The 25,753-nt window shown below is 34.4% G+C and carries 19 protein-coding genes and 1 tRNA gene; 2 read left to right on the plus strand and 18 right to left on the minus strand.

The annotated features are described in order from the left end of the window. The first annotated feature begins 142 nt into the window (after positions 1 to 142). Both ACY2RS_RS08675 and ACY2RS_RS08680 read left to right on the plus strand, forming a co-directional pair. Positions 143 to 1,783, plus strand: a complete 1,641-nt coding sequence (locus tag ACY2RS_RS08675; protein ID WP_490098250.1) for a tetratricopeptide repeat protein — start codon at positions 143 to 145, stop codon at positions 1,781 to 1,783. A 499-nt stretch (positions 1,784 to 2,282) separates the two neighbouring features. Continuing rightward, positions 2,283 to 4,907 (plus strand): T9SS type A sorting domain-containing protein, encoded by a 2,625-nt coding sequence (locus ACY2RS_RS08680; protein ID WP_490098251.1) that lies wholly within the window; start codon positions 2,283 to 2,285, stop codon positions 4,905 to 4,907. Positions 4,908 to 5,094: 187 nt separating this feature from the next. Here the strand turns inward: ACY2RS_RS08680 and ACY2RS_RS08685 are convergent, their stop codons facing one another. The 18 genes from ACY2RS_RS08685 to ftsZ all read right to left on the minus strand — a co-directional run bounded on the left by ACY2RS_RS08685 (position 5,095) and on the right by ftsZ (position 25,695). After that, the gene (locus ACY2RS_RS08685) at positions 5,095 to 5,946 is read right to left on the minus strand and encodes an SDR family oxidoreductase (RefSeq protein WP_490098252.1); all 852 of its coding nucleotides are present in this window, start codon (positions 5,944 to 5,946) and stop codon (positions 5,095 to 5,097) included. Between the two features lie 6 nt (positions 5,947 to 5,952). Then, positions 5,953 to 6,813 carry an alpha/beta fold hydrolase gene (locus ACY2RS_RS08690; RefSeq protein ID WP_490098253.1) on the minus strand — a complete coding sequence of 287 codons (861 nt, stop codon included), beginning with the start codon at positions 6,811 to 6,813 and terminating at the stop codon, positions 5,953 to 5,955. Positions 6,814 to 6,984: 171 nt separating this feature from the next. Beyond that, positions 6,985 to 10,704, minus strand: coding sequence for a bifunctional metallophosphoesterase/BamA family protein (locus ACY2RS_RS08695; protein WP_490098254.1), 3,720 nt, complete (start codon positions 10,702 to 10,704; stop codon positions 6,985 to 6,987). Positions 10,705 to 10,790: 86 nt separating this feature from the next. Beyond that, entirely contained in the window at positions 10,791 to 11,477 is a 687-nt protein-coding gene (locus ACY2RS_RS08700; RefSeq protein WP_490098255.1) for a Pycsar system effector family protein, read from the minus strand. A gap of 6 nt (positions 11,478 to 11,483) precedes the next feature. Then, positions 11,484 to 11,879, minus strand: coding sequence for a hypothetical protein (locus ACY2RS_RS08705; RefSeq protein WP_490098256.1), 396 nt, complete (start codon positions 11,877 to 11,879; stop codon positions 11,484 to 11,486). A 62-nt stretch (positions 11,880 to 11,941) separates the two neighbouring features. Beyond that, a complete protein-coding gene (locus ACY2RS_RS08710; RefSeq protein WP_490098257.1) occupies positions 11,942 to 12,694 on the minus strand; it encodes a nuclear transport factor 2 family protein in 753 nt (250 codons plus the stop codon). Between the two features lie 201 nt (positions 12,695 to 12,895). Further along, positions 12,896 to 13,588 (minus strand): hypothetical protein, encoded by a 693-nt coding sequence (locus ACY2RS_RS08715; RefSeq protein ID WP_490098258.1) that lies wholly within the window; start codon positions 13,586 to 13,588, stop codon positions 12,896 to 12,898. 23 nt (positions 13,589 to 13,611) lie between these two features. After that, positions 13,612 to 14,370, minus strand: a complete 759-nt coding sequence (locus ACY2RS_RS08720) for a flavodoxin family protein (RefSeq protein ID WP_490098259.1) — start codon at positions 14,368 to 14,370, stop codon at positions 13,612 to 13,614. 69 nt (positions 14,371 to 14,439) lie between these two features. Further along, positions 14,440 to 15,459 carry an MBL fold metallo-hydrolase gene (locus ACY2RS_RS08725; RefSeq protein WP_490098260.1) on the minus strand — a complete coding sequence of 340 codons (1,020 nt, stop codon included), beginning with the start codon at positions 15,457 to 15,459 and terminating at the stop codon, positions 14,440 to 14,442. 12 nt (positions 15,460 to 15,471) lie between these two features. Then, the gene (locus ACY2RS_RS08730) at positions 15,472 to 17,055 is read right to left on the minus strand and encodes a GMC family oxidoreductase (protein ID WP_490098261.1); all 1,584 of its coding nucleotides are present in this window, start codon (positions 17,053 to 17,055) and stop codon (positions 15,472 to 15,474) included. Positions 17,056 to 17,064: 9 nt separating this feature from the next. Beyond that, positions 17,065 to 18,162, minus strand: a complete 1,098-nt coding sequence (locus ACY2RS_RS08735) for a hypothetical protein (protein WP_490098262.1) — start codon at positions 18,160 to 18,162, stop codon at positions 17,065 to 17,067. Between the two features lie 3 nt (positions 18,163 to 18,165). Further along, positions 18,166 to 19,392 (minus strand): hypothetical protein, encoded by a 1,227-nt coding sequence (locus tag ACY2RS_RS08740; protein WP_490098263.1) that lies wholly within the window; start codon positions 19,390 to 19,392, stop codon positions 18,166 to 18,168. Positions 19,393 to 19,515: 123 nt separating this feature from the next. Then, a complete protein-coding gene (locus ACY2RS_RS08745; protein WP_490098264.1) occupies positions 19,516 to 19,905 on the minus strand; it encodes a hypothetical protein in 390 nt (129 codons plus the stop codon). A gap of 42 nt (positions 19,906 to 19,947) precedes the next feature. After that, positions 19,948 to 21,399, minus strand: a complete 1,452-nt coding sequence (locus ACY2RS_RS08750; protein ID WP_490098265.1) for a nuclear transport factor 2 family protein — start codon at positions 21,397 to 21,399, stop codon at positions 19,948 to 19,950. Positions 21,400 to 21,508: 109 nt separating this feature from the next. Further along, entirely contained in the window at positions 21,509 to 22,387 is an 879-nt protein-coding gene (locus ACY2RS_RS08755; RefSeq protein WP_490098266.1) for a helix-turn-helix domain-containing protein, read from the minus strand. Between the two features lie 442 nt (positions 22,388 to 22,829). Continuing rightward, positions 22,830 to 22,903: transfer RNA gene (locus tag ACY2RS_RS08760), tRNA-Arg, on the minus strand. Positions 22,904 to 22,930: 27 nt separating this feature from the next. Further along, positions 22,931 to 23,383 (minus strand): GatB/YqeY domain-containing protein, encoded by a 453-nt coding sequence (locus ACY2RS_RS08765; RefSeq protein WP_490098267.1) that lies wholly within the window; start codon positions 23,381 to 23,383, stop codon positions 22,931 to 22,933. Between the two features lie 152 nt (positions 23,384 to 23,535). After that, positions 23,536 to 25,695, minus strand: coding sequence for a cell division protein FtsZ (gene ftsZ, locus ACY2RS_RS08770; RefSeq protein WP_490098268.1), 2,160 nt, complete (start codon positions 25,693 to 25,695; stop codon positions 23,536 to 23,538). Positions 25,696 to 25,753 lie beyond the last annotated feature (58 nt).

Raw genomic sequence — 25,753 nt, forward strand, 5'->3', positions numbered from 1 at the left:
TTTGGAGAGCGTTTGTTCGATAGAATAGTAATAGCAGGCATTACAGGATTATGATAAATTACGGACAATCAAAAAAAGTAATATCGATTTTGGAATGATATTTCATACTAAAAGTTTACTTTTAATTTTAAAAAAAAACGCTATGGAAGCTGTAGCTTACAGCATAAAAAAAGGACTCGTATTATTACTTCTCACATTTTTCTCTTATCCTCTAGTAGCTCAGGAAGGCTCAGAGAAACAGTTTAAGATAGATTCTTTATTTAAAATTGTTAATGAAAAAACAGATACGTCTCCAGATGAAGCCATAGCGCTTATTACTGAAATTTTACAGAAAAATCAATCGATTAATGATTCAATAGTTTTAGGTAGAGCTTATACGCAGATTGGAAGGGCTTATTTTATTAAAACGGACTTTGCAAAAAGCTACGATTATTCTTTTAAAGGATATAATCTTCTTAAAAATAGAGATAAAGGGTCTAGAACTGGGCAGGCTAGTAACCTTATAGCAATAATTTATGCAAGGTTTAAACTAGAAGAAGAAGCTTTAGAATATTTTTTAATTTCTGAAAAACAATTTGCGCAAGACCTTGAGAATGACCTAACACATAATCAGAGCTTAGTTTTATTAAACATATCAATGATTAAAAATGATCAAAAAGAGTATGATGAGGCACTTTCCTATAATGAAAAAGCAGCACAAAGTTTAATAAGCACAACGCATCTTACAAAAGAAAAAAAAGCAATAAGACTGGCTACAATTAATAATGAAAAAGCTAATATATTATTTGGCCTAGATCAATTAAATAGAGCTAAAGACCTAGCACTTAAAAACAAACCTATTATAGATAGCAGTGACAATACGTACACCAAATACCTAAATAATATATACTTAGCAAAAATATACAATGGCTTTAATAAAACTAATAAAGCACTATATCACTTAAAGAAGGCTGATTCATTGGAAAAATTAAACGCGGACTTAGCTGCAAGGAAGGAAACGTATTATTTGTTTTCTGAAATTTATGAAACCCGAGGTGAGATGAAACCTGCTCTGAGCTACTTAAAAAAAGCACAAAAACTAGATCTTGAACTCTTTAATAATGAAGAAAGTTGGAAATTTTACAAACGCAATAAAGAGTTTGAATTAATTGAGAAAAATCAAAAATTAAAGCTCATTGAAAAAGAAAAAAAAATAAATAATACGCTTATACTGCTATATGCAATAAGTATTACATCGTTGTTAATTATTTCTCTACTAATAATTAAGAACCTTATAAGTAAACATAAAAAAGCAAAAGAGATAAACAACCAACAACAGGCGATAAGTGACTTAGAATTAGAAAAAACAAAAGATGCTTTAGAGTTAAAGAAAAAAGAATTGACATCTACTGCACTACAAATTATTGAAAATGGTGAAAATATTCAGTATTTTAAAAAAGAATTAAATAAGCTAAAAAAAGAGACAGATCCTATACATCACCAAAAAATAATTAATCTGTCAAATTCACTAACAAATAATACGACAAAAAACTGGGCTGAATTTAAAATTAGATTTGAGCAGGTAAATATTGGTTTTTTTGAAAAATTAAAATCACAATATCCTTCGCTTACTCTTAGTGAATTAAAATTATGCACCTTTTTAAAGCTTAATTTTAACACAAAGGACATTGCAAGTCTAATGGGAATATCAAAAGAGAGCGTTAAAGTAAATCGTTATAGACTTCGTAAAAAAATGAACTTAAACAAAGGTGAAAACCTCGTAAATCATATTAGTCAATTTTAAAAATATCGAGACTGTAAACTATATTTATAATACTATAATCCATTCTTCATTATTTCTATTGTTCACTTCTTCGTTAGATGTTTTTGCAATACGCTTTTCATTTTTGGTTTTAACTTAAAAATGACCCTAAGTATTATTTTTAAAAAGACTTTAACTTATAGCTATAAACTCTAGTGAAATAATTTTAAAGCATTCATTGCTCACTTTTTATTTCATTGCTCACTTTTTATTTCATAAAAAAGCACTTTGCTCACTTTTTTTATACAAAAGGTACGTTAGGGATAGCTATCAATAGTATGATATTTACCGTCCATTTAAAGATCACAATTTTCAAATATAAATATCTTGAAAAAACACCCCATATTTCTAAAGAAATATATCTTTTTAGAATTACAACAAAAGTAATTATTAAATAAATATGAATCAAGTTAAAAATGTAACCCTCTTCATTAGAAACCATTATTAACATTTATTACTCCTAATTTTAAAAAAAACAACTATGAAAAAATTCACTAAATTATTTACATTAATTCTTATTGCCGGAATATCCTGGCAAGGTTACACTCAATCAAATGAAAATTGTGCCAGTATTATAGATTTAGATAATGAAACAAGTCCCTTTAGTTCCTCTACCGAAGGTGCTACTAATGATTTTGTAATTGATTGTTTATCTAACCCAGGTTCTCCAGACCTTATTTACTCCATTTTGGTTCCTGACACATTTACTTTAAGTTTTCAACAAACTGAAAATAATTATGACTCTAAAGTGAGAATAGCATACGGTGCAACCTGCCCAGGTGATATGCTTATAGTTTGTTATGATGATCCAGACACAGAGGCTCAAGAATGGACCAATGAGACTGGTGCAGATCAAGAGGTATATATAATAATTGCAGCATTCGATACTGGTGCTGGTACGTTTACTTTTGAATATGCTGTTGAAGCACCTCCCACTTGCCCAGAGATCATCAATTTTGCAGTAAGTGCTATTACAGAAACTACAGCAGATTTTAGTTGGGAAGAAGACGCAACAGCTGTAAATGGATATGTTTTATCTATATACAATATAGGTGACGACCCTACAGACCCTGCTGCAGTTGCTGTAGATACACAGTCAATTGCTACTGGAACACTTACTGCAAACACGAATTTATTAACAGCATCTCAGGGGTATGACGCCTACATTCAAGGTGATTGTGGCGCAGGTGGTGTCTCTCTGGCTACTACTTTGTCATTTAATGCGCTTCCACCTACTCCCGTTTGTGGTGGTAAGTTTTATGATACCGGCGGACCTGACTTTGAATATCAAAATGACGAAAATTATTCTTTTTTAATAGAATCTGATGATCCGGCTAATTTAGTTACATTAGAATTTTTATCAGTAAATGTAGAAGAGGGGTTTGATTTTTTACGTGTATACGATGGTGATGATGCAACTGCAACTGAACTTTCAGTTCCTAGCCCAGCAAATGGTGTAACACAGCCAGGAGAATTTACAAGCACAATTCTTGGAGGAAATCTTTTTGTCACCTTCACATCAGATGATTCTGCAACTAGAGGAGGCTGGGATGCTAACGTCATATGTGCACCACCACCTACTTGTCCAGAGCCAGTAAATTTTATGACAACTAGCACTACAGATACTACAGCAAACTTTAGTTGGGATGCTATTACAGAGGCAGCAGATGGGTATACTTTAAATGTATTTGAAAACGATGCAGATCCTACAGCAGATACACCTATCTATACAGAAGACGTTGCTGCTGGAACACTAACAGCTACGGCAACAGGTCTCTCAGCTAGTACCCAGTATGATGCATATCTTAATGCTAATTGTGGAGTGGATGATAACTCTACTCAAGCACTGTTTGAATTTACTACAAATTCAGAGAATCCAGTTTGCGGTGGAAAATTTTACGATACTGGCGGTTCAGATGCCCCTTACTCAGATAGTGAAAATTATTCTATTTTAATATCACCTGATGACCCAACAAATGTTGTTACTTTAGAGTTTCTACAAGTATCTCTTGAAGATGAAGCAGATTTTTTACGCATTTATGATGGTGACGATGCAACTGCAACTGAACTTTCTGATCCTGAAACTGGTGTAACTGAGGAGTCACAATTTACGGGAACTGTTCCGGGAGGAAATCTTTTTGTTACTTTCACATCAGACGGAAGTGTAAACCTATTGGGTTGGGATGCTAATGTTATATGCTCTTCACCAATAACCTGTCCTTCTCCAATTAACTTTGAGACAACAAGTATTACAGACACAACAGCAGATTTTATATGGGATGAAGTTATTGAGGCCTTAGATGGATACACATTAAGTGTATTTGTAGATGGTGCAGACCCAACGATAGACACGCCTGTCTATACTGAGGATATTGCTATTGGAACACTTACGGCTACAGCAACAGGATTAACAGCAACTACAGCGTATGATGCTTACATTAATTCTAACTGCGCAGCAGATGATGCTTCATTACTTACTTCCTTAGACTTTACGACTGGTGTAACCATTAACATTCCTATTTGTGGTGGTAAATTTTATGATACAGGTGGTTCAGATGATGGATACAATGACGATCAAAATTATTCTATATTAATAGAGTCCAATGATCCAATGAACCTTATTACGTTGGACTTCCTTTTCGTTGATATTGAGGAAGATTTTGATTTTTTGCGTGTATATGATGGTGACGATGCAACTGCAACTGAACTTTCTGATCCTGAAACTGGTGTACTGGAGTCTGGACAATTTAGGGGAACGGTAACCGGAGGAAATCTTTTTGTTACTTTCATATCAGACGGAAGTTCATCTCTAGGAGGTTGGGACGCTGACGTTATTTGTGAACTAGATCCAAATTTAGGAATTGAAGATGCTTCTATTACCTCTTATGATATTTTTCCTAACCCAGCAAATAACGAAATCAATCTAAGATCTGATTTTATTATTGAAAACATTTCTATTGTTAATATGCTTGGACAGCAAATACATTATAATAACGGAGGAAAGACCAGTTGTACACTTGATATTTCTAACCTAGAAGGAGGTATATACTTTATTAAATCTAGGATTAATAATATTGATTTAATAAAGCGTTTCATAAAAAAATAATCCTTTTTTAAAGAATAATAATGAATCAGAGCCTTTTTGAAAGGCTCTGATTTTTTTTAGGACTTTATGTATTAGGATATTTAAATTTTTCGTTTTGTAGTTTTCAAATTTAGCAGTTCATTCTAGTGATATAAGTATTAGAGAATCTTATTATTAAAAAGAATTTAAAGTAGCTTACTTTAAATTCTCAATTATTTCTTTTAAAGGTATTAATCATTTCAAGAGGGAGTTGGTGGAGTCTTCCGGCAGCGCTTTCATAGTCTGAAGCCACATCATTTGCTCCATTTCTAATTCCTTCATAAATACCCGCAATTACGGTTCCCATAAAATCACCAAGTGCTGCCTGTCTTTCAGTCAAATAATTTGCTACAGAAACTTCTTTATATTCAAGATTAGTATCATACACTTGATTGATGTAATCAGCTAGTTGATACTGCGTTATGGGTTCTCCCACTAGATTATAGGTTTGTCCATTGTGTTTGTCTTCTACTAACATTTTAGCGTAAGCATACCCTAATTCTGTTCTACTGGTATAGGTACATTTACCGTCTCCCGCACAATTAGTAATTCCTCCTTCTTTGAGATAGGTGTCTATATATTCTAAATCTGGTTCAATATAAATTCCATTTCTACCTATTACCCAGTCAAGACCTGAGTTTTTAACATCATTTTCTGTCTGTCTATTGCTATTTACAACAGGGCTAAAGGCATTTTCTTCTCCATCACCTATGATGCTTGTGTAGACTATTTTTTTTATACCATTTTGTTTTGCAGCCTCTATAATATTTCTGTGTTGTTGTATTCTTTTTTGAGGTTCATCTATCCCAGAAATTATTAAAAGAGCATCAACACCTTTAAGTGCTATATCAAAATCTTCACGACTATTATAATCTCCTTTTCGTACTTCAACACCTAGGTGTTTTGCTTTTTCTGGGGAACGTGCAATACCTATTATGTTTTGTAAACTACTAGTCTGTAAAAGCTGTTTTATAATAGCGGCTCCTAATTGACCACTAGCTAATGTTACTGCTATTTTCATATTTACTTATTTTTCTTCTTGAATTTGATTAATGAGTTGAACTATTCGTTCTATAATTACTTCCTTATCTGTCCACGCTAATTCGTGTCCTTTTTCAGAAAAAGAAATCACTTCAATATTCTGAAAATTTTCTTTACTAAAATTTACATTCTCAAAAGGGACTAAAGCATCCTCTTCTCCGTGAAAATGTAACACAGGAATACTAACTTCTTTCCAATCATCGGCTATCAGTTGAAGCTCTTGTGCGTGTGCTTTCTTCTCATCACCAGCTACTCGATATGCTGTAGGAACCAGCCACCTTGTCAATTTCCATTGTGTTAAACGCGATGCCCAAATATCCTTCTCATTAGTTGGGTCTATTGCAGGTGAAATCATTACCACAGCTTTAACATTGAGATTCAAAAAGCCAACTCTTGCTGCGAGAGGACCTCCATAAGATGACCCAACAACGACAACACGTGACAATTTCTTTTCATTAATAATGGTATTAATTATTTGAGCTTGTAAATCAATGGGGAGTGGTTTTGTTCCAAAATTAGAATATCCATACCCAGGTCTGTCTATAGCATACATATTTGATACTTCTCTCAGATTATCATCTGCGAGATACCCTTCCCAAGTAGACAAAGAACTAGGCGCACCGTGTATAAAAACTAGATGAACGTTTTTATCATCTTTAATAACTTGTTGAACACGAACTTTTAAGTCAAGGCTATCTACCTCGTAGTAAAATATATCACTTCCTATCTCTAATTCATTAAAGCGCTGTTGAATTTCTTTGTCAGATTTTCTCCATTGAAGCACAGTACAGGAGGAATTAAAAAAGCAAATACCTAACAAACTAAAAATTAAAATATAGTTTTTCATAGTATTTATTATTCCAATTGTTTTAATAGGATTAATTATCCCTTTTTAAGTTTCATTATGAATTAAATTTCCACACCTACTAGTGAAATAGGCAGTCGACTTACGTAACAAAATCTTAGAGATTATAACCCCAAATACATTGGAAACAGTATAATCAAAACAGCAATTAGACTAAAATCCAAACCCCATTTTAAATCCAAAACGCAAGCCATCAGCACTATTAAATAACGAAATATTAGCAGTCATCATATTAGCCAAACTCATAAAGGCACCACCACCAAAAGAGGTGTTAAAATTATCATCATTAAATAATGTGTTTGATGTTAAACTTTCATTTACCCAAACTCTTCCATAATCTGCCCCAGCGTATACACCAAGATTAATAGGCAATAAAGAGGTTTTAAGACTTAAGAAATTCCATCTAATATCTGAGGATTGTACAAATGCACTTTTTCCTGTAAATCGTTCATTTCTGTAACCTCTAAGGCCAGAATTGGCACCTAATGTTGCGCCTTGGTAAAACTCAAAATCATCGCCTACATTCAAATGTGCTCTTAAATTTGTGGCAAAAACAAGCTGACCGGTTGGTATAAGTTTATAATCAATACCAAATTCTGGAGCTATATACCCGAATCCTTTACCGCTAGAAACATTGTTTTTATAACCCAGTTGTAAACTTACCTTCATACCTAAGGTAGGAAAAGCTGCATAATCAAAATTTTCATAATGGTACGCCGCATCAAGACCATAAAAATCTTGCTCATCAAAAACAGATTCGTTTAAGGAACCTTCAGTTACAGCTGCATCTATAAAACGATTAGCAGTACGTTCAACCTCATTTGATTCATAAAAAACACCAGCTTTAAAGTATCCACCTAATTTGCCTCTCCAGATTAAAGATGGCATAGCCTTAAATGTTCTTATTTTTACTCGATTAAAGTCTAAGTCTACATCAAAATCACTCGTATCATCGGTTTCCAAATTAGGGGTGCTATTTCCAAAACCAAAAAAGTTTACGGCATAATTAGGGCTATTAAAGTGAGCGTCTACCCCTAAGTTTAAGTTACCAATTACATTAGCAAACTCTCCGTTATAGTTAAAATCAAAACCAGCTGTTGCAAAATAGTAGGCCGCACTTACTTTATGCTGAAATGTAAAAGGATTGCGTTCAAAACCATATGATGTATATGTATTACTTACCCCAATTTTTAAACCATCATCAGGATTCGAACCAATGGTTGGTATAATTTGATTTACATTGTTTCTTAATTTTTTATAGTCATAGGTATTAACGTCATAATCATCTCTTAATCTCACACGGGTATTGTTTACTTCCGAAATATCATTTTCTTTACTCTTATAATCATAAATGAGAACTTTACCACCTTCGGGAATGATATAGGTATCTTTATTTTGTCCTCCTATGATTCTAATTTTATTTTTTTTATTTTTTCCTAGTACTTCAAAGACATCTTTATCATCTAATCCATAGATCCATATCTCTTTTGTTTGCCCTGTGACATAGGTTCGGTCTAGAAAAACATCTGATTTTTTTCCATCCTTAATGCGCTGTGCTACTACTTTTACATCACCATTATCAAAACAATTTATAGTAAAATAGTCATCTTTATCAGTTCCTTTAATTACAGCAAGTTTATTTACGAGTTTAAAATATCTATCCGAAATAGCTTGAAGATTACCTCTCCGCGCTTTTAATTTCACTTTAATTTCATCTATTCTTTCATCTCTTACTTCTGTAGGAATGAATAAAAACGCTTCTTCAATTACCTCATCTGTTAATCCTTCTTCAATCATTTTAACTTGTGCATCCCATACGTCTTTACCTGATATTTGTATGAACTCCATATCTAAAGGATATGGTTCTACATTAACTCCTTTAACATCTATTAAATCGTCATCGTATTTCCTAAGTATTCTAGATGTAGGCACTAGCTTTACCGAAGCTTCTAATAAAAAGCCATCAGCCATTATAGAAAACGCTTGATCTCTATCTCTTGGCAAAGGGCGGTACACTTTCTTCCCATTTTCTTTAAATTCAATCCATCGCCATTGATCTTGATGCCTATCCCAATCACCTATCAACATATCAAATAAACGAGCGCGAATGTATGAGGCTTCATCAATAACGATGTCCTCATCTTTGTGAATTCTCTTTATTACATCATCCGTGCTTATTATTTTATCCTTAAACCCAAAACTAGCAAGATCGCTATGCCCTTCTGAGGTGTGTTCCTCGATCATATAAAGTTCATCTCCAAATTCACTATTGTAATCACCTAAGGCATTCTGTTTAGGAATAAAATAAAGGATGGGATTTGTATGATATACTCCAACGGCATCAGATAAAGTGCCTATTGTAAATGGAGCATAAGGATGTGAACCCGTAAAAACATCGAGGATCAAATCTTCTGTACCTGTATTGTCAAATTGACCTTTAATAAACTGGTCTTTAAAAAGTACTGCTTGTAAATATTGTACTGCATTTTTTCTTAAGGCCCTCATCACATATTGCGCACCATTTTCAGCTTCAAGTCGCAATGATTTAGATTGATTTCCTCCACCTTTTTTAATCACTTTTAGTCCACCATATAAAGTGTCTAGATTGACCGTAGGCGCTAGTACTTTTTTACTATAGGATTCTCTATAACGATCACCCCAAATAAATTTAAAGAATCCAGATTTATCGGTTTCTTCTTCAGTGTAAACAGATCCTTCCATCTTACTTGGAAAATTTTTAGGATAAATTACTGGGTCTTTAGCCACTGTTGACGGAAATACTTCTGTCTCAAAAACTAATGCATCTTCTTCAACTGAATAGTAGCGCACAAAAGAAGAACCATCTTCATAGACATCTAATCGAGCATATCCCAAGGTTCCATAAGAAAAAACTCCATTTGCTATATTTCTTGTTGCCGAAGGATTAGAACCTGAACCGCTAATGATCTGGTGTAAATTATCTTCTATGATGTATTGTAAATTATTTTCGTGCCCTGATAGAAAAACTACTTTTTCATTTTCTTGAGAAATAGTTACTAATCGTTTTTTAAACTCATTGTAACGTTTGTTTTGTAGATCTACATCACTAATACCGCCAGTTTTTCGTAAAATATTTTTTAGTGTTCCTATCACTGGAAGCGGCTTCATATGACTTGCCAGTGAATATTGACCACCGTACTCACCGTTAGAATACATTGGGTGATGCAAGGCAACAAGTGTGGTTTTTCCACGTGCTTTTTTGATTAAGCTACTGTATTCATCAAAAAATGCATTTCTTGTTTTTATATCACAATCACTATTGATGGTAGGGTGTTCATCCCAATCTTCTAAAAACCATTGACTATCGATAACGATTAATTCTATATCCTCAGAAATATGAATTTTATCAATAGGACATCCCTCTGCAGGTAAAAATGATTTTTCACCAATTGCATTTACAATATATTTTTCTTGTCTTTTGAGACCTTTCAAGCCATCGCTAGCCCAGTCTTCATTTCCTGAGAGAAAAATAGTATTTCCCTTAAAATTACTGACGGCGTTAGTTTGGACATTTAGTTGATGCTCTGCAAGAACTCTTTTTTTATGATCTTTTTTAGGCAAACCTCCATCTTTAATATTATTACCTAGAAAAATGGCAGTACTATTTTCTGGGGCTTCATTAAGCTCATTCATAAAAGCCTGTAAGGTTTCTGAAGTTTCCCCTAAAGGAGAATCACCGCTGTTTCCTATCAAGTAAAAGGAATGTTCAATAGAGGCTTCAGGGGACTTTTTAACTGATTTTGAGGTTTCAAATTGTGGTTTAAAAGTTGCACAGGCATTAACAATCAATAGTAGAATAATTACTAAAGTGAAAAAGGATAGTTTTTTAAACATATTTTTTATTGTAATAGTTCCGAAGAAAAATATTGAAGATTTTGAGATTATGTATACGCAATTAATCAAATAAAAAAGAAACTAATTTAAATGATAGAATATCTTGCAAGTAAAAAAATAACACCAGAAATCACGAAAGAATATAAAAATGCGTCGTATGAATAATCAATTAGTCGGGCACTGTTTACATTTTTTCTTCCCAATAGGAAGTTTGCTCTAATCATATTTCCCACTTGTAAATCTTGACTTTTGATTACTTTTTTCATAGCCTCCTCATACTCTTCTAGATTTTCATTATCCCAAACGTAAAATATGTTTTCTTCTAAACTGGGGTGTAATGGAGCAACCTGATCTTTTACTAATTTCCTCAAACCTTTTGTTGATGGTTTTGTTGCTAATATTGCTAAAACAAGTGATACAGAAAGACCTATTAAAAGAACTATAGAAATAATATTACCTCCTTCAACATTACTTTCAATTTGTTGATTAAATGCAATGACCGCAGAAATTGTTGTTGCGCAAATCCTAATAACAATAGACGCTTTTCTATCAAGTATTGCAACACCACTTACTTCAAACTTATTTTGATTTCTAAAAAAAGTACTAAGAGATTTCCGAGGCTCACTTACTGTTCCAAAATCCCCTTGCATATTGAGTATATTTAAGGCTGCTTTTTCTTTATTTTTTTTCTCTTTAAGATGAATAGCTTCCATTTCTAGAAGATCACTGCCTTTTTTTGTATTGATACTTTCTGGCGTTGTTGGTTCTTCCATTTCTTTTTATTTTTCTAAGTTTTTCATTTTTCTAATGGCTAATATTTCAGGTATGATAAATAATAGTAAATAAACTATATAAATAGCAAGAGGTGGCACACCCATAATACCTGAAGCAGCCGTACCGAACATATCAAAAAATTCAGTAAATAAACGCATAATGAAGGCTAAGGCAATCAATCCAGGCTTTTTAGACCAAAGCGCATAAATCATCACTACGCCCATAGCAATATTTCGTGCGGATGTCATCCATATTGCCATATCGTGTGCATTTGTATCACCTGTAAATCCTGGAATTACTAGGTCTGGCTTTACATACCCCATAACACCTAATAGTAATCCAAAAGTCGCTAAAAAACCGCCAAAAAAAGTAATCCAAGTTGGGATTTTTGTCTTATTCATGATTTTAATTTTTAAAAATGATATTGTTTGAATTATTTAATACTATAGACCTTATCGAATGTCTATTCCACATAAGTCATATCCACATTATCATACACTCTAATGCCAGTTATTTTTCCTGTTTCTGTATTAATATCATAGATCGAGATTCCGGCTTGTGGTTTGAAAGTGGCACTTCCCCAAACGTCACAGGTATATTCACCTGCAAATGTTCCTTTTTCCTTGTCAAAAATGTAATTGTGAAATTTTAACGGCACTCCACCATCGGCAAAGAAATGTTGAAAGTGTTTACGAAGGCCATCTTCAGTCTTATGATTCCAACGCCAACCAGCTGGTTCCCTAAAATATACATCATCGTCAAAAGACAAAGTATCCATAGTAGCTTCTACATCACCAATGGTAATGCCGTCAAAATACTTGACTACCTCAGTTGGTTCTGTCAGGTTTATTTCCTCTTCAAAAATAGAGGCTCTAAAAATATGTCCTTCTGTAATAGGATACACCGAATGATAGGTACGAACAGCACTGTATTTCGTACCATCTTTAACTAAAATGACCACTAATGGTAAATCGAACGAATTGTTTAATAGAATATCATATTCAACAACAAGGTGTTTATCATCTTCAAACTGACGGAAGATCTTTACTTCTTTTACTTCATCTTTAAGGTATTTATTTTGCTTTTTTAATAGTGCAATACCCGAGGCTTTACCTTTAGATTCCCCTACAGTTTGCAAGTTGAGTACAACATCTTCGGTCAAGTTAGAGAGCAAACTGTTGTAATCTTCGTTGAGTACTTGTTCAATAAATTTCATTGTAACCATTTTTGATACTTATAATAATATTAATTCTTTATTTTAAAAATCCCATTGCTGTGAGGCATCGTTTTGTCTTATGAGATGTTATTAATTAGATAAAAGTCTGCATCTACATCATATTTTGTATTGTAAGATGAAAACATAAATATTACACTAACAACAAACCTTACTTTGAATTTCTTTGAAATGCAGATATTTTTATTTCAAATACATTACATGTGTCATTGTAGCTCTACCCCAGTTAAAATTAGCCCCAGTAGAATCCCACATATTAAACTTGTAAATATGTGATCCACTAGTATTATTCGGGTCAATATTTTCTATATATCCATTAAGGGTATATGTTATTGTTCTATCCATAGGATCACTTGTAAAATTTTCTATATAAGTGTTGCTAACTGTAACCATATTAGCACTATCATTAATAATTACAGAGAATTTTCTAGATCCTTGCTCTTCTTCAGTACCATTTTTTAAAAATCGAATCCCATAATAGGAATCATATGGATCTGTAAAGCTTGCAATACCCATAGGTACAGAATATGTTATAATTACTACTGCTTCTTGGCCTGCTGGTATTGTAAGTGTTGTTGCAAGACCAAGGTCTATATCATTAATGGTAATATCTGAATTAACAATTCGATTTACGTCTGTAGTTGCTTCAATAGCATTTACATCGGCTAGTAAGAAGGTTGAAAATTTACCTATATTTCCGTCACTATCAGCCGTTAGTATAGTTGAAGAACCCAGTTGAGGTAAATCCCTTACTCTTAATTCTCCATTTACATCTAAATCTTTTGTAGGCGAAGTTGTCCCTATACCTACTTGCGCGTATGTGATTTGACTTATTAAAAATAGAATTAACGATTTTATAAATATTGATTTTTTCATTTGAAATTTATTATAGGTTGTTATTATTTTTTATGTTCTGGACTATCAAATCCAGCGTGACATCCGGCTTCCCATTCACCTGGCTGATTTCCGTAAGCAGGTATCCCTCCATTATCTTTTAGCATTCGGGCAAGATGTAAACAGTTCCATACAAGAAATGACGTGTTTCTGTTTGTAAAATCGTTTTCAGGACCACCAGAACCTTTGTCCATATATGATGGTCCTGGTCCAGCCTCACCCATCCAACCTGCATCTGCTTGAGGTGGTACCGTATATCCAATGTGTGATAGTGAGAACAAAATACTCATTGCGCAATGCTTCACCCCATCTTCGTTTCCTGTAATTAATGTTGCACCTACTTTATCATAATCTCTGTATTGCCCTTTTGCATTGAATTTATGGGTATACCCATACATTCGTTCGAGTGTACGATTGCATACAGATGATTTTTCACCTAGCCAAACAGAGGTGCAAAGTATTAAGATATCACAGGCATCTATTTCTTTTTGTATCTGTGGCCAGTCGTCTTTTTCCCATTCTGGGGTTTTTGACATATCAAGTCCTAAACCAGCAGGAATAGTATAATCTACCGGTCTAATTATTTTAGAAGAAGCACCTACAGCATCAAAAATTGATTGTGCTTTTTTTATGAGCCCTTCAGTATGAGACATAACAGGTGTTCTGTTTAAAGTACAATTAAGGAACAGCACTTTTAAGTCATCATACGTAGCTGGTGCATTTTCGCAATGTTTTTCTGTGATTTTTTTTAGTTGTTCGCTCATTTTTTTAATATTTAATTTTACTAAGACTTCTTGTGTTGAATCTATGTAATGGTTCTTTATTTTTATAAATCAAGGATCTAAAACAATGATATGCATAAACATTGTCTGAAAATTTTCAGCTGCATTTAACTCAATATTTCGCAATTTTTCGGACCATTCACTATTTATTAGTTTTTGAGCACATAAATTCATTGCCGCTTCAATACCTGCCTTGTATTTATAATGTACTTCATATTCTGAAAATCGCTTTTCTGTCTGTTCAGATAACGTTTTGTATACAGGAGATTTAACCACCTCTATCAATATCTTTTTCATATCTTCAATAAGCGCTTTATACTTTTCCATATGTGCTCTAGTACCAATGATTTTTTCGTGACCTACGACTACAAAATCAAAATCATATGACTTTAAAAGTAAATCCGGTAATCCAAATGCAAACATTGGATCTGACGACTCGCCAAAATGAATCCAAGGTGCAGCATCTGGATGAAACATATCTATAGCAAATAAAATCTTTTGCTCTGGTGCATAGATGATAACATCTTGCTGCGAGTGCCAGTTTCTGCCTAAATCTTTCATCTCCAATGTAAGTCCTCCAGTTTTTAGCGTGTATTCATCTGTCCACGTAAAATCTGGTGCAGGACGCTTTGGGTCGTTTGCAATCGCCATAAAGTCTGCTACTTTTTTATGAGCAATAAGCTGCGCAGATTTTGGAAAAACATAAGCACCTTGCGAGTGATCTCTATGATGATGCGAGTAGATAACGTGCGTTATAGGCTTATCTGTAACTTCCGCAATAATCTTAACTACCGTTTCTGCTAATTGTGGTTTTGGGTCTACCACAACCACACCTTCTGTAGTAACAAAAAACACTAAATTATCAAAATCGTTATGGACAAAGTAGGTGTTTTCTGCAACCTTAAAATAATCATAGCCACGCTCTGGTAATGGGGAAAACACATAATCTCTCGTGCTATATTTTGTAAGTACTTCTGCTTTTATCTCGGCAGCTGTATTTTGTGCGCTTACGAGAAAGCCAACTAAAAAGAGTAACAACGTCAAGCATTTAATTAATTGAGTTTTATACATCGTTTTAGTTTTTTAGTTAGAATTTTTAATAAATTCAGCAGCCCTTTCTGCAATGAGTATTGTTGGTGCCATAGTGTGACCACTAATTAAAGAAGGAATTACCGAAGCATCTGCAACTCGTAAATTTTTTACACCAATTACTTTCAAGCGCGCATCAACCACACGCATCGGGTCATTATCATTACCCATTTTTGATGTGCCAACGGGATGATAAATAGACTCTGCTGTATTTTTAATATATGCAGCTAATTCTTCATCGGTGGCTTGCGGACTGGGATTTATAGTACTCGCATCAGTAAGGTCTTTTAAAGCATTTGTTGATGTATACTCTAATGCTTTTCTGATACCTTTAATATAAGTTTGTACATCTTCTGGTTCGCCTAAATAATTTGGGTTAATGAGCGGTGCATCTTTAGGGTCATTTGATGCCAAACGAATGGTTCCTTTACTTTTAGGCTGAATTAACCCTACATTAATATGATAGCCTGCATTTTTTGGTGGTGGTGCACCCCATTGAATGGGCGCATTGATATTAAACATTAATTCTAAATCGGCAACAGGGACGTCTGGCGAAGATTTAAAAAAGGCGGCACTCGTATTTTCAGCAACAGCCAGCGGTCCGTAACCAGTTTTACGCCATTCTTCTAATTCTTTTGGGTCTTCATCATTAGCTCGTAGGGTCTCACCAACACCATCTGGTGAAATAACGCCAACATCTAAACGTAAATGGTCTGATAGATTTTCACCTACACCAGCAAGCGCTACTTTAACTTTAATACCAAGACTTTCTAAATGGTCTTTTGGTCCTATACCAGAATGCATCAATATTTTTGGTGTGTTGTATGTTCCGGCGCAAAGAATTACCTCTTTTAAAGCGTCTACAGTTTGTGTAACACCATCTTTAAAATAGGACACGCCTTTAGCAATTTCATTGTCTATTAGTACTTTTGACACAAAGGCATTAGTAAGAATAGTGAGGTTTGACCTGTTTCTAGCACCATCAAGATAGTTTACAATAGTATTGTGACGACGACCATCTCTAAAAATACATTGCCAAACACAGAAACCTTCATTGTTTTCTGCGTTAAGGTCTTCGGTGGCCCCAATACCCACCTCAGTAGAGGCTTTTTTAAAGGCCTGTGTTATTGGTGTTCCTTCTGGTGTATACTCTAACTTCATAGGGCCATTACCTCCGCGAAACGCGTTGCCACCTTTATCACTATCCTCTATTTTACGATACCATTGTAAAATAGTCTCCCAATCCCATCCTTCAATATTCCAATGTTCATAGTTTTTTGCCGTACCTCTTGACCAAGATCCTACATTTATGGAAGCTGAACCTCCCATTACTTTCCCTCTTGGCTGCATAATTGAACGACCATTGAGTGCCTCTTGCGGCGTAGAGTTATAGCCCCAATTGGTATCAGGCTCCCACATTCTATGTGCTCCATTTACATACCCAATAGCTTCTTTTGTATTTTCTTCTCCGGCCTCTATAAGTAATACGTTTACGGTTGGATCTTCTGTTAGTCGTGCAGCTATTATTGGGCCTGCTGTACCTCCGCCGACGATGATATAGTCATATATTTTTTTCATAATTAATTTCTATATTTTAAGTGTGATGAATTGATAAGATTCAGTATTGTTTTCGTCTGTTTTAAAATAATCCAATAAGTTTTGAAGATTATTCCCTGCAGCATCTTCTAAGCGACTGTCGATTACAATTTGATACGTTCCTTTTTTCCATTTTTCTTCTGGAATAAATTGCAGTTGTTGTTCATTGTTTAAAATTTCCCAATTACCACTTATGATATGCTCTGCGCCATCTTTTATTTGAATCATAGATTGAAGTAACGCGTGATCCATAATTCTATCGAACTTCAAAACCAGAGTTTCCCTACTATTGGCTTGTGGTCTGTTTAGTGGCCATTGCGAAATATTAATTTTATCCCTCAATGCCTTTGTGACTTTAAATTGCTTGTTTGATATGGATAGGTATTGCCCATATACATCTTGCCAAGTATTAGATATACGCAATGTATAGTCTTTAAATTCTTGTAAAGCAGTACCTAGTTTTACATTAGTTGAAACACCTCTTTTAATGCGTCCTGGGTCAAATAATAAGGTCAGTCTCTTGCCATCTGCACTCCATAATTCTTGTTTGAATGTCATAAAAACGTCATCATCTATATTCCCGTTGGTATCTAATAATTTTATATGTGTCAATGCTTCACCTTTTTTCATTGGTGTACTGAAATAGATATAAAATCGCAATAGATTTTCAGGAAGTTGACTAGCCGATGGATATATACTTAATACTTTTGCTTGTTCAATTTTGTTAGTGCTTGCTATTTGAAATGACCGATAAGAGTAGTTGCTTTTCAAATTACTATCCTTGAATCGTATCACATAGGTTACTTTACTTTCAAAAGGGAAATAAGGTTTAAAAGTTAACTGATTCTCTACTATACTGTGTTTTCCCTGAATTGCATTTGAATCATATTTTTCAATTTCATTTTTAACAAAGACCGCCAAGTAATCATACGTTAGTATTACACTTTCAGTATTGTCTATAATATCAGAAATATTGAGTTTAATTGCATCCTCACTTTTTATAGGAAGAACAATAGTAGGAGTCGTTTGTGCTACTACTCCTACTATGTTCAACATTAAAGTTAAAATGATAAACCCAAGTTTTTTCATAAATTAATTTTTCTTCTTGTCGTTTTTATGTTCTTCAACATATTGTGGGAAATCCATTTCTGCCATTACATTGTTAAGTTTGTTTGGGAAGAAAATAGATACTGTTTCTAAATCCATACTCCCGGTTTCTGGGTCTCTTCTAATAGTAGCAAATTGCATAGGGTTCAATAATGCTACGTGAAGTGCAGAACCTGTAAACATTACTGGTTTACCCATTGGTCCTACTGGTAAAATACCCAAATCTTGTTTTCCACCCCTTTCAAAATCATCTAAAGTATAGTCTTTAGCACCAGCTAAACCTCCTACTGGAATAACTCTTGGTGTTCTACTATTGCTCGTAACAAAAATCATTTTGTTTCCTTTCATATTGAATGACACCATATCTATAGGCTGTCCATTACCCATATCACCAAGTGTTTTAGCCTTTACTTTTGTTCCATTTTTCAACTCATCTAACGGAATCATCACTAAAGGGCTACAAGTATAAGCAGCTATAATTTGATCTTTTCCATCAACATTTTCTATTACGAATGAGCGAATAGGTGCGCGTGTTTCATACTCATCGTGAGCAATATGAAACATCTCTATATTGCTTATACTTTCAGAACCATTAAAAGGATAAGACATTCTACGTAAAGAAGAACAAAAATTCTCATTGGTAATACCTGCAACAAAGACTTCACCTTTATGGTACTCAATATCCATAATAGACAAGGTACGCATAGGTAATTTTGATTTTTCAGTTTCCTTAATTGTAGGTGGTCCCATTGTCCCACGTACTATAAAGTTTTGACTACCATCAGGAAGTTTCCCTAAAGCTTGAGATGTGTGTTTTACAATAGTTAAATCTATAATGTGTAACCTATTGGTTGCATCAACTTTTACTAAAGCAGGTAGTGCGTCTAGACCGTGACCACGAGTTACAGATATAAATACTTCTCCACTTACAGGGTGGACGGCCATATCATTAATTTTAGAATTTCCTGCAGCTGTTCCAAGAGCAGCAGCTACTTGTCCGTCAATGTTATAGGCATTAATTTCAAATTGTTGGACACTAAGCTTTTCTGCACTTAAATCAAACGCGTGAATAGCACCCGTCACTTTATCTCCGGCAAATAGTATTCCTTCTGGACTAAACTCTAGTGCATCCAGCGATTTTATTTCCTGAGCACTTGCTATGAAAGCAACAGAGGTTAGTAGAAAGACAAACATTCTTAATTGTAACTTCATAATTTGTGTTTTTAGATATTATTAATTTCAATATTCTTTTTAAATAAAAAAAGGGAATCTTGGTAAGTACCAAAATCCCCTTATAAATTGACAATAATGAATTAAGTACTTAGATGTATACTCTTACTTTTTGCTTAAAGTTATGAAAGCAAAAATTTCAATTAAGCACATAACACCTCCCATAATAGCTACCTGCACATTATCTGCGATCAGGTTGTTTATTAAATCAAACCCATCACTAAATATTCGAAGCAGTAGGACTATTTTAATCATTGCTACATTCTTTTTAACTAATGAAAAAACAGTAACCACAGCTGTTGCTACATTTCTTGAAAGAAATAAACCTAAAGGTCCTGCAAGCGAAAGTGCTCCAACAGCTTCAAGCGCTGGCCAAGTTGCTAATAAAGCTTCTGGCATAAAATACCCAGCTGCGCAAGCGCCAATAGTAATTACTGCGGTAAGCCATAAATAAATAATTATCCATTTTGGTGTTGAATTAGTTTCTGTAGTCATAATCGTTGATTTTAATGGTTAGTTGTATTGGTTGTTGTATTTCTAAAATTTTCCGTTTGTATTTTTCCATTGAGATTTTGCAGGAATAGGCGCAATTACATCCCAATGCTCAACTATCTGACCATTTTCTAACCTAAACAAATCGTAATAAGCCGTAGGTGTATCTTTCCCAAAGGTGCCTTCACTCATCGTTAGTACAAAGTTTCCTTGTCCCAGTACTTTATGAATTTTAGTATATTTCATAAACATTCCTTGTTCTGCCATCATTTTCACAGCATTCCCAAGACCATCTAAACCATCTGGCACACTAGGATTGTGTTGCACATAGTTTTTTGGATTTATGTAGGTTGCAATTTTATCCATTTCACCTTTCATAAATACATTTTCTAGAAGATTACGAACCGTTTCTTTGTTTGCATCTGTTTTGTCAAAATCGGTAAGTGCAGTTGCACCGTCAAATTGTGTATGACCGCTCGGGTTTGCGGCTGCAACTGGTAATAGGTTATCCCAATGTTCTACAATTTCCCCATCTTCAAATCGAAATACATCAAATCCAACTTTAGGGCCATAGAAATCATATTCTGTATGTGTAAACACATAATCTCCGTCTTGAAAGGCTCTTATAACATTTGCTTTAAACCCACCTTCTGGTGCGTTTTTCATTACTTCGCCAAATCCTGCCAGTCCATCTGCAACACCTAAGTTATGCTGAATGTATTTTTCTGGATTAATGTAAGAAATAGGTGTTTGGTCGCCAGTATTGAAACTATTTAACAAGGCTACTACTTTGTCTTTATTGGACATTTCAGTTGATGCTAAAGAGCTAAGCATTTGAGAACGCGTCATCATCATTGTAGATGGATTCATCATTCCCATAAACGTTTGAGATGTTGGGCTACTCATAAAAGGTTGTAAAGCTGCATCAGAATTCTCTTTGGTATCCCAATAGATAACTACTACATGCTTGCCATTTTCATCAACTCCCGTTATGCGTTGCATAAACCCTTTTCTTGTTGCTGTTTCTTTTGCTACATTGTCATTTGCTGTATCAAAAGCTTCTAGAGCTGCACCATCACCCAGATTAAAATACATCATTTCTACAAATTCACTTTTATCAGCTGTAAAATCTGAATTAATCGTAAATCGATTCATTTTCATTGTAGCACCTTCTATCATTCCTGCGTACTCCGCTACAGAGCTATCACTCATAAACTTGTTCATTGATGCTTCAGCGTCTGCAAGTGTCTTCCAGTATACAATAACAGTATAAATACCATTTTCATTTACACCACTTTCGCGTCTTATGAAGCCAGGCTGCTTACTAGTGAAATTCTCCTGTACTTTAGCATCCAAAGAATTGAACGTTTGACTATTTGCGGTGGTTTTAAGAGAAAAAGTAGTGACTTCCAGCACGGAAGGTTCTACTGCTTTTTCTTCATTGCAGCTTGTAGCTGTAATAGCTACTATTGCTAGCATTAATAATTTAAGTTTCATAATTTTGGTTGTATAAATATTTAAGCTCTATATGATGTGTAAATATAAATAGGCCTAAGAAAGATAAGAATATAATAAAGGGAATAAATACTGTACAAATAAGAAAGTACTATTGTGTATTTCTAAATTTTTCTGGAGTTAATTGAGTTTGTCGCTTGAAATATTTATAAAAATTTGTTGTTTCTTCAAAACCGGATTGATAGGCTATTTCTTTAATAGAAAGTTTAGTATTTAACAACAATCGTTTTATATGCTTAATACTTATTTCATCTATAAAAACTTTGGCTGATTTATCTACTATACTTCTTGTGACGGTATTTAAGGTTTTTGTAGAGACTCCCATTATATTTGCAAAATACTTAACTTGTGTATTTTGAGTAACATTTTCTTCAACAAGCGACTGAAAGTCTATAAATTCTTTTAAATATTTTTTCTTTGGACGTATGTAGTCTCTCTCATCTTTTAGCCTAAAAAGCTTAGTGATAAGAATATGCAATTCACTTCTAAGAATACCAGATGAATATCTATCTTTCACATTAAAATACTCGTTCTCTAAACGCATTATACTCTGCAAAACATCCTCTTGCTCTGCTTTTGTCAACTGTAATTTTGGAACACCTAGCTGCTCGTTAAACAGAAGCAGTAACAACCTAGCTTCACTCTGTTGTAAATAACTAACAAGGAATTCTTCTGTGAATACAAGAAGTTTCCCTTTTATCTGGCTTTGATTTGAAAATTTATGAATTTGATCTTTACGAATTGTTAAAACAGTACCTTGTAGACAATTATAATCATTGAAGTCTATTGTATGAAAACCTGATCCTTGTTCAACATAAACTATCACAAAAAAATTAACTCTGTGATGTTCATTTATAGAATGGTCTGAAATTATCTGAGACTGTAATTTTTCAATTTCAACAATATCAAAATTAATACCTGAGCTTTGGTGCTTTTTAAATTCAACTTGTTTGTAGGTTTGTTTATTCATTCTTATTATAAAACGAATTAAAGATAAAGCTATTTAAATTGAAAATGTAGCCGTTGAATTATGTTAGAATAAGAATAAACCTTTGATGGACTTAACAACTATCCTAATTGGATACGTATCTATATTTTGTTTAAGTTGCAATAATATGATTTAAAGTGTTAGTAATATGAGAACACTATTTGGATAATTTTCCTGAATTCTATATCTAAAAAGAAAAAGGAGTAAAACGACACATGAATAATCTCACGTTCTTTTACTCTTTTATAACATATTGTGACCTCGATGGGATTTGCATGGCACATCCCAATTAATGTCCATGCTGCAAATACAACTGCCTAGACTAGAAAAAAGTCTAGGTGCCATAAAACTAAAAAATCCATTCAAGCAAAAAAGCTTGTTGGATTTTTTATTATTTAAGTCACAATGTAGTTGTGAGTGATTGTGACCGCGGAGGGATTCAAACCCCCAACCCTCAGAGCCGAAATCTGATGCGCTATTCAGTTGCGCCACGCGGCCTCATTCCTGCGCAAGCAGGAATTTTATTTAACTTAAAAGTCTTGCTTTTACAATAGTAGAGATCGTCTTACCATCTGCTCTTCCAGCGGCTTTACCATTGACCATTCCCATTACTTTTCCCATATCTGCCATAGAACTCGCCCCTGTTGCAGCAATGGCTTCATCTACCAATGCGGCTACTTCTGCCTCACTTAACTGTGCAGGTAAAAATTGTGCTATTACTTTAGCTTCTGCCAATTCTGGTTCTGCTAAATCTGCTCTTCCCTGCTCAGTAAAAATAGCAGCGCTATCCTTGCGTTGTTTTACTAATTTTTGAAGTAGTTTCAACTCAGCTTCTTCTGTTAATTCTTCTTTAGCACCACTTTCTGTCTGTGCCAATAAAATAGCACTCTTTACAGAACGCAATGCTTGTAATGCTTCAGAATCTTTGCTCTTCATTGCCGTTTTCATGGCATCCATAATCTTTGCAAATAAACTCATTTTCTTAGGTATAAAATTTAAAAAGCGAAGATAGCAAATTCTGTTTCAAGATTAAAGAACGATGCCTTCATAAAAAAACCCACTAACAAACTGTCAATGGGTTTTTGAAGCACTAATACTTGGTTGCTTTAGGGAGGGCAACCGTACTAAACTTAATCTACATTATCGTGCAAGAAGCTATTGTTACTTCGTAAGTCAATATCATCGTCGTTTATATTTACAGACGTTCTAGATAAATTCACTTCATCGGTAGCATCTTCTAACTCAATTCCAGCTCTTTTGTAGGCAGGCTGCTTCTCAATATCATCTATTTTTGAAGCACTATTTCTAAACTTATAATTAAAGTCTTTCATCTTGCGCTTACGTTCTTCTGTACGATCACGTAATAATTTCGAGATTGGCGTATTCATTGGATCCAACGGCGCATTTTCTGCAACTTCAGCTTCCTCATCTGTCTCTATGGTCTTTGTTTCAAAAACAAGCTCTTCTTCTGCCACTTCAGCAGTATCAGTTGGCTTTGCAGACAATAACGCTTCTTCTTTTTCAGTATAATCATCCAGACTGTAGCGCTTAATTCCCTCTTTAGAAACTTCACTAACAGGCACTACTTCTACATGATCTTTTACTTCGATATCCTCAACATTTACAGTGATAACGGCTTCGGTTTCATCTTCTAACTGCAAATCGAAACGCTTTACCTCTGGAGTTTCATCTTGATTAGCCATAGGCATATCAAACATCAACATAGGCTCTTTGGCTTCGTCGATTTCTGGAGTCGTTTCTTCTGCGACTTCGTTGATTACAAATTCAATCTCTTCTGTAACTTGAGGCATTTTCTCTTCGGAAATTGCCTCACTCTTTATTGTTTCTGTTGTTTTCACTTCAGGAACAACTACCTCAAAATCGTTCACATCAATTTCATTAATGAGCAGCTGTTCAAACTCTGCCAAGTAATGAATATCAATTAGCTTAGACTCCACTTCGATATTCTTTATCAATTCAGAAGTTGGAATGTATCCTTCAAACGGTAGCTCCTCAGTTTCTTGAACTAACGTAGCTTTAGGTGTGACCATTTCCGAAGCAGGCATTACAGTTTCCTCTTCTTCTTCGAATAAAGTATGTCTAATAATTGGCGCTTCCTCTGGAGTTTCATCTACAATCTCTGGAGACGCAACAATTTCTTCGACAATAGCATCTACGGCTACCTCTTCAGGCAACACCACTGGTGTAGCGGTTACATTAGGTGTTAAATCTAACTGCGCTTTCGCCTCATCGCCAAGCGTATGAATGATTTTCTTTGTTTCAGTATTGGTAATTTCGTTTTGTTGTTCTGCGTCAAATCCAGTAGCAATTACGGTAATAGATACCGCTCCTTCTAGAGCTTCATCATCACCAACCCCCATAATAATATTGGCACCATGACCTGCTTCTACTTGAATGTGATCACTAATTTCTCCAATCTCATCAATGGTAATTTCTTCGGTTCCCGAAACAATAAGAAGCAATACATTTTTAGCTCCTGTAATCTTATTATCGTTTAATAATGGTGAATCTAAAGCTTTGCTAATAGCCTCTTGCGCTCGGTTAGCACCACTTGCTGTTGCACTACCCATAATGGCAGTACCACTATTAGAAAGTACGGTTTTAGCATCACGTAAATCAATATTTTGTGTGTAGTGATGTGTAATTACTTCTGCAATACCTCGAGCGGCAGTAGCTAAGACTTCATCTGCTTTAGAGAAACCAGCTTTAAAACCAAGATTACCGTATACTTCACGTAATTTATTATTATTAATGACAACTAAACTATCTACATTCTGGCGTAGATTTTCTACTCCAATATGCGCTTGCTCGTTACGTATTTTACCTTCAAACTGGAAAGGAATAGTAACAATACCTACCGTTAAAATATCAAGATCCTTCGCCATTCTCGCAATTATTGGCGCAGCTCCTGTTCCGGTTCCACCACCCATACCCGCCGTGATAAAAATCATTTTGGTATTGGTAGTCAGCATGTTTTTTATGTCTGCCATACTTTCTACAGCAGATTGTTCTCCAATTTTAGGATTGGCTCCTGCCCCAAGACCTTCGGTAAGATCTACTCCTAATTGAATTTTATTTGGCACAGCGCTATTTTCTAAAGCTTGTGCATCTGTGTTGCAAATCACAAAATCTACACCTTTAATTCCTTGATTAAACATGTGATTTATGGCATTGCTACCACCACCACCAACGCCAATTACTTTAATGACATTAGATTGGTTTTTAGGCAGATCGAACGAAATGTTGTCAAATTCTGTGTTACTGCTCATATAGTTGTTTTTGCGAGGTTTATGTTGTTATACTAGGCGACATGTCGCCTAGTAGGTT

This window comes from Patiriisocius sp. 208BN25-11 (genome assembly GCF_058147145.1).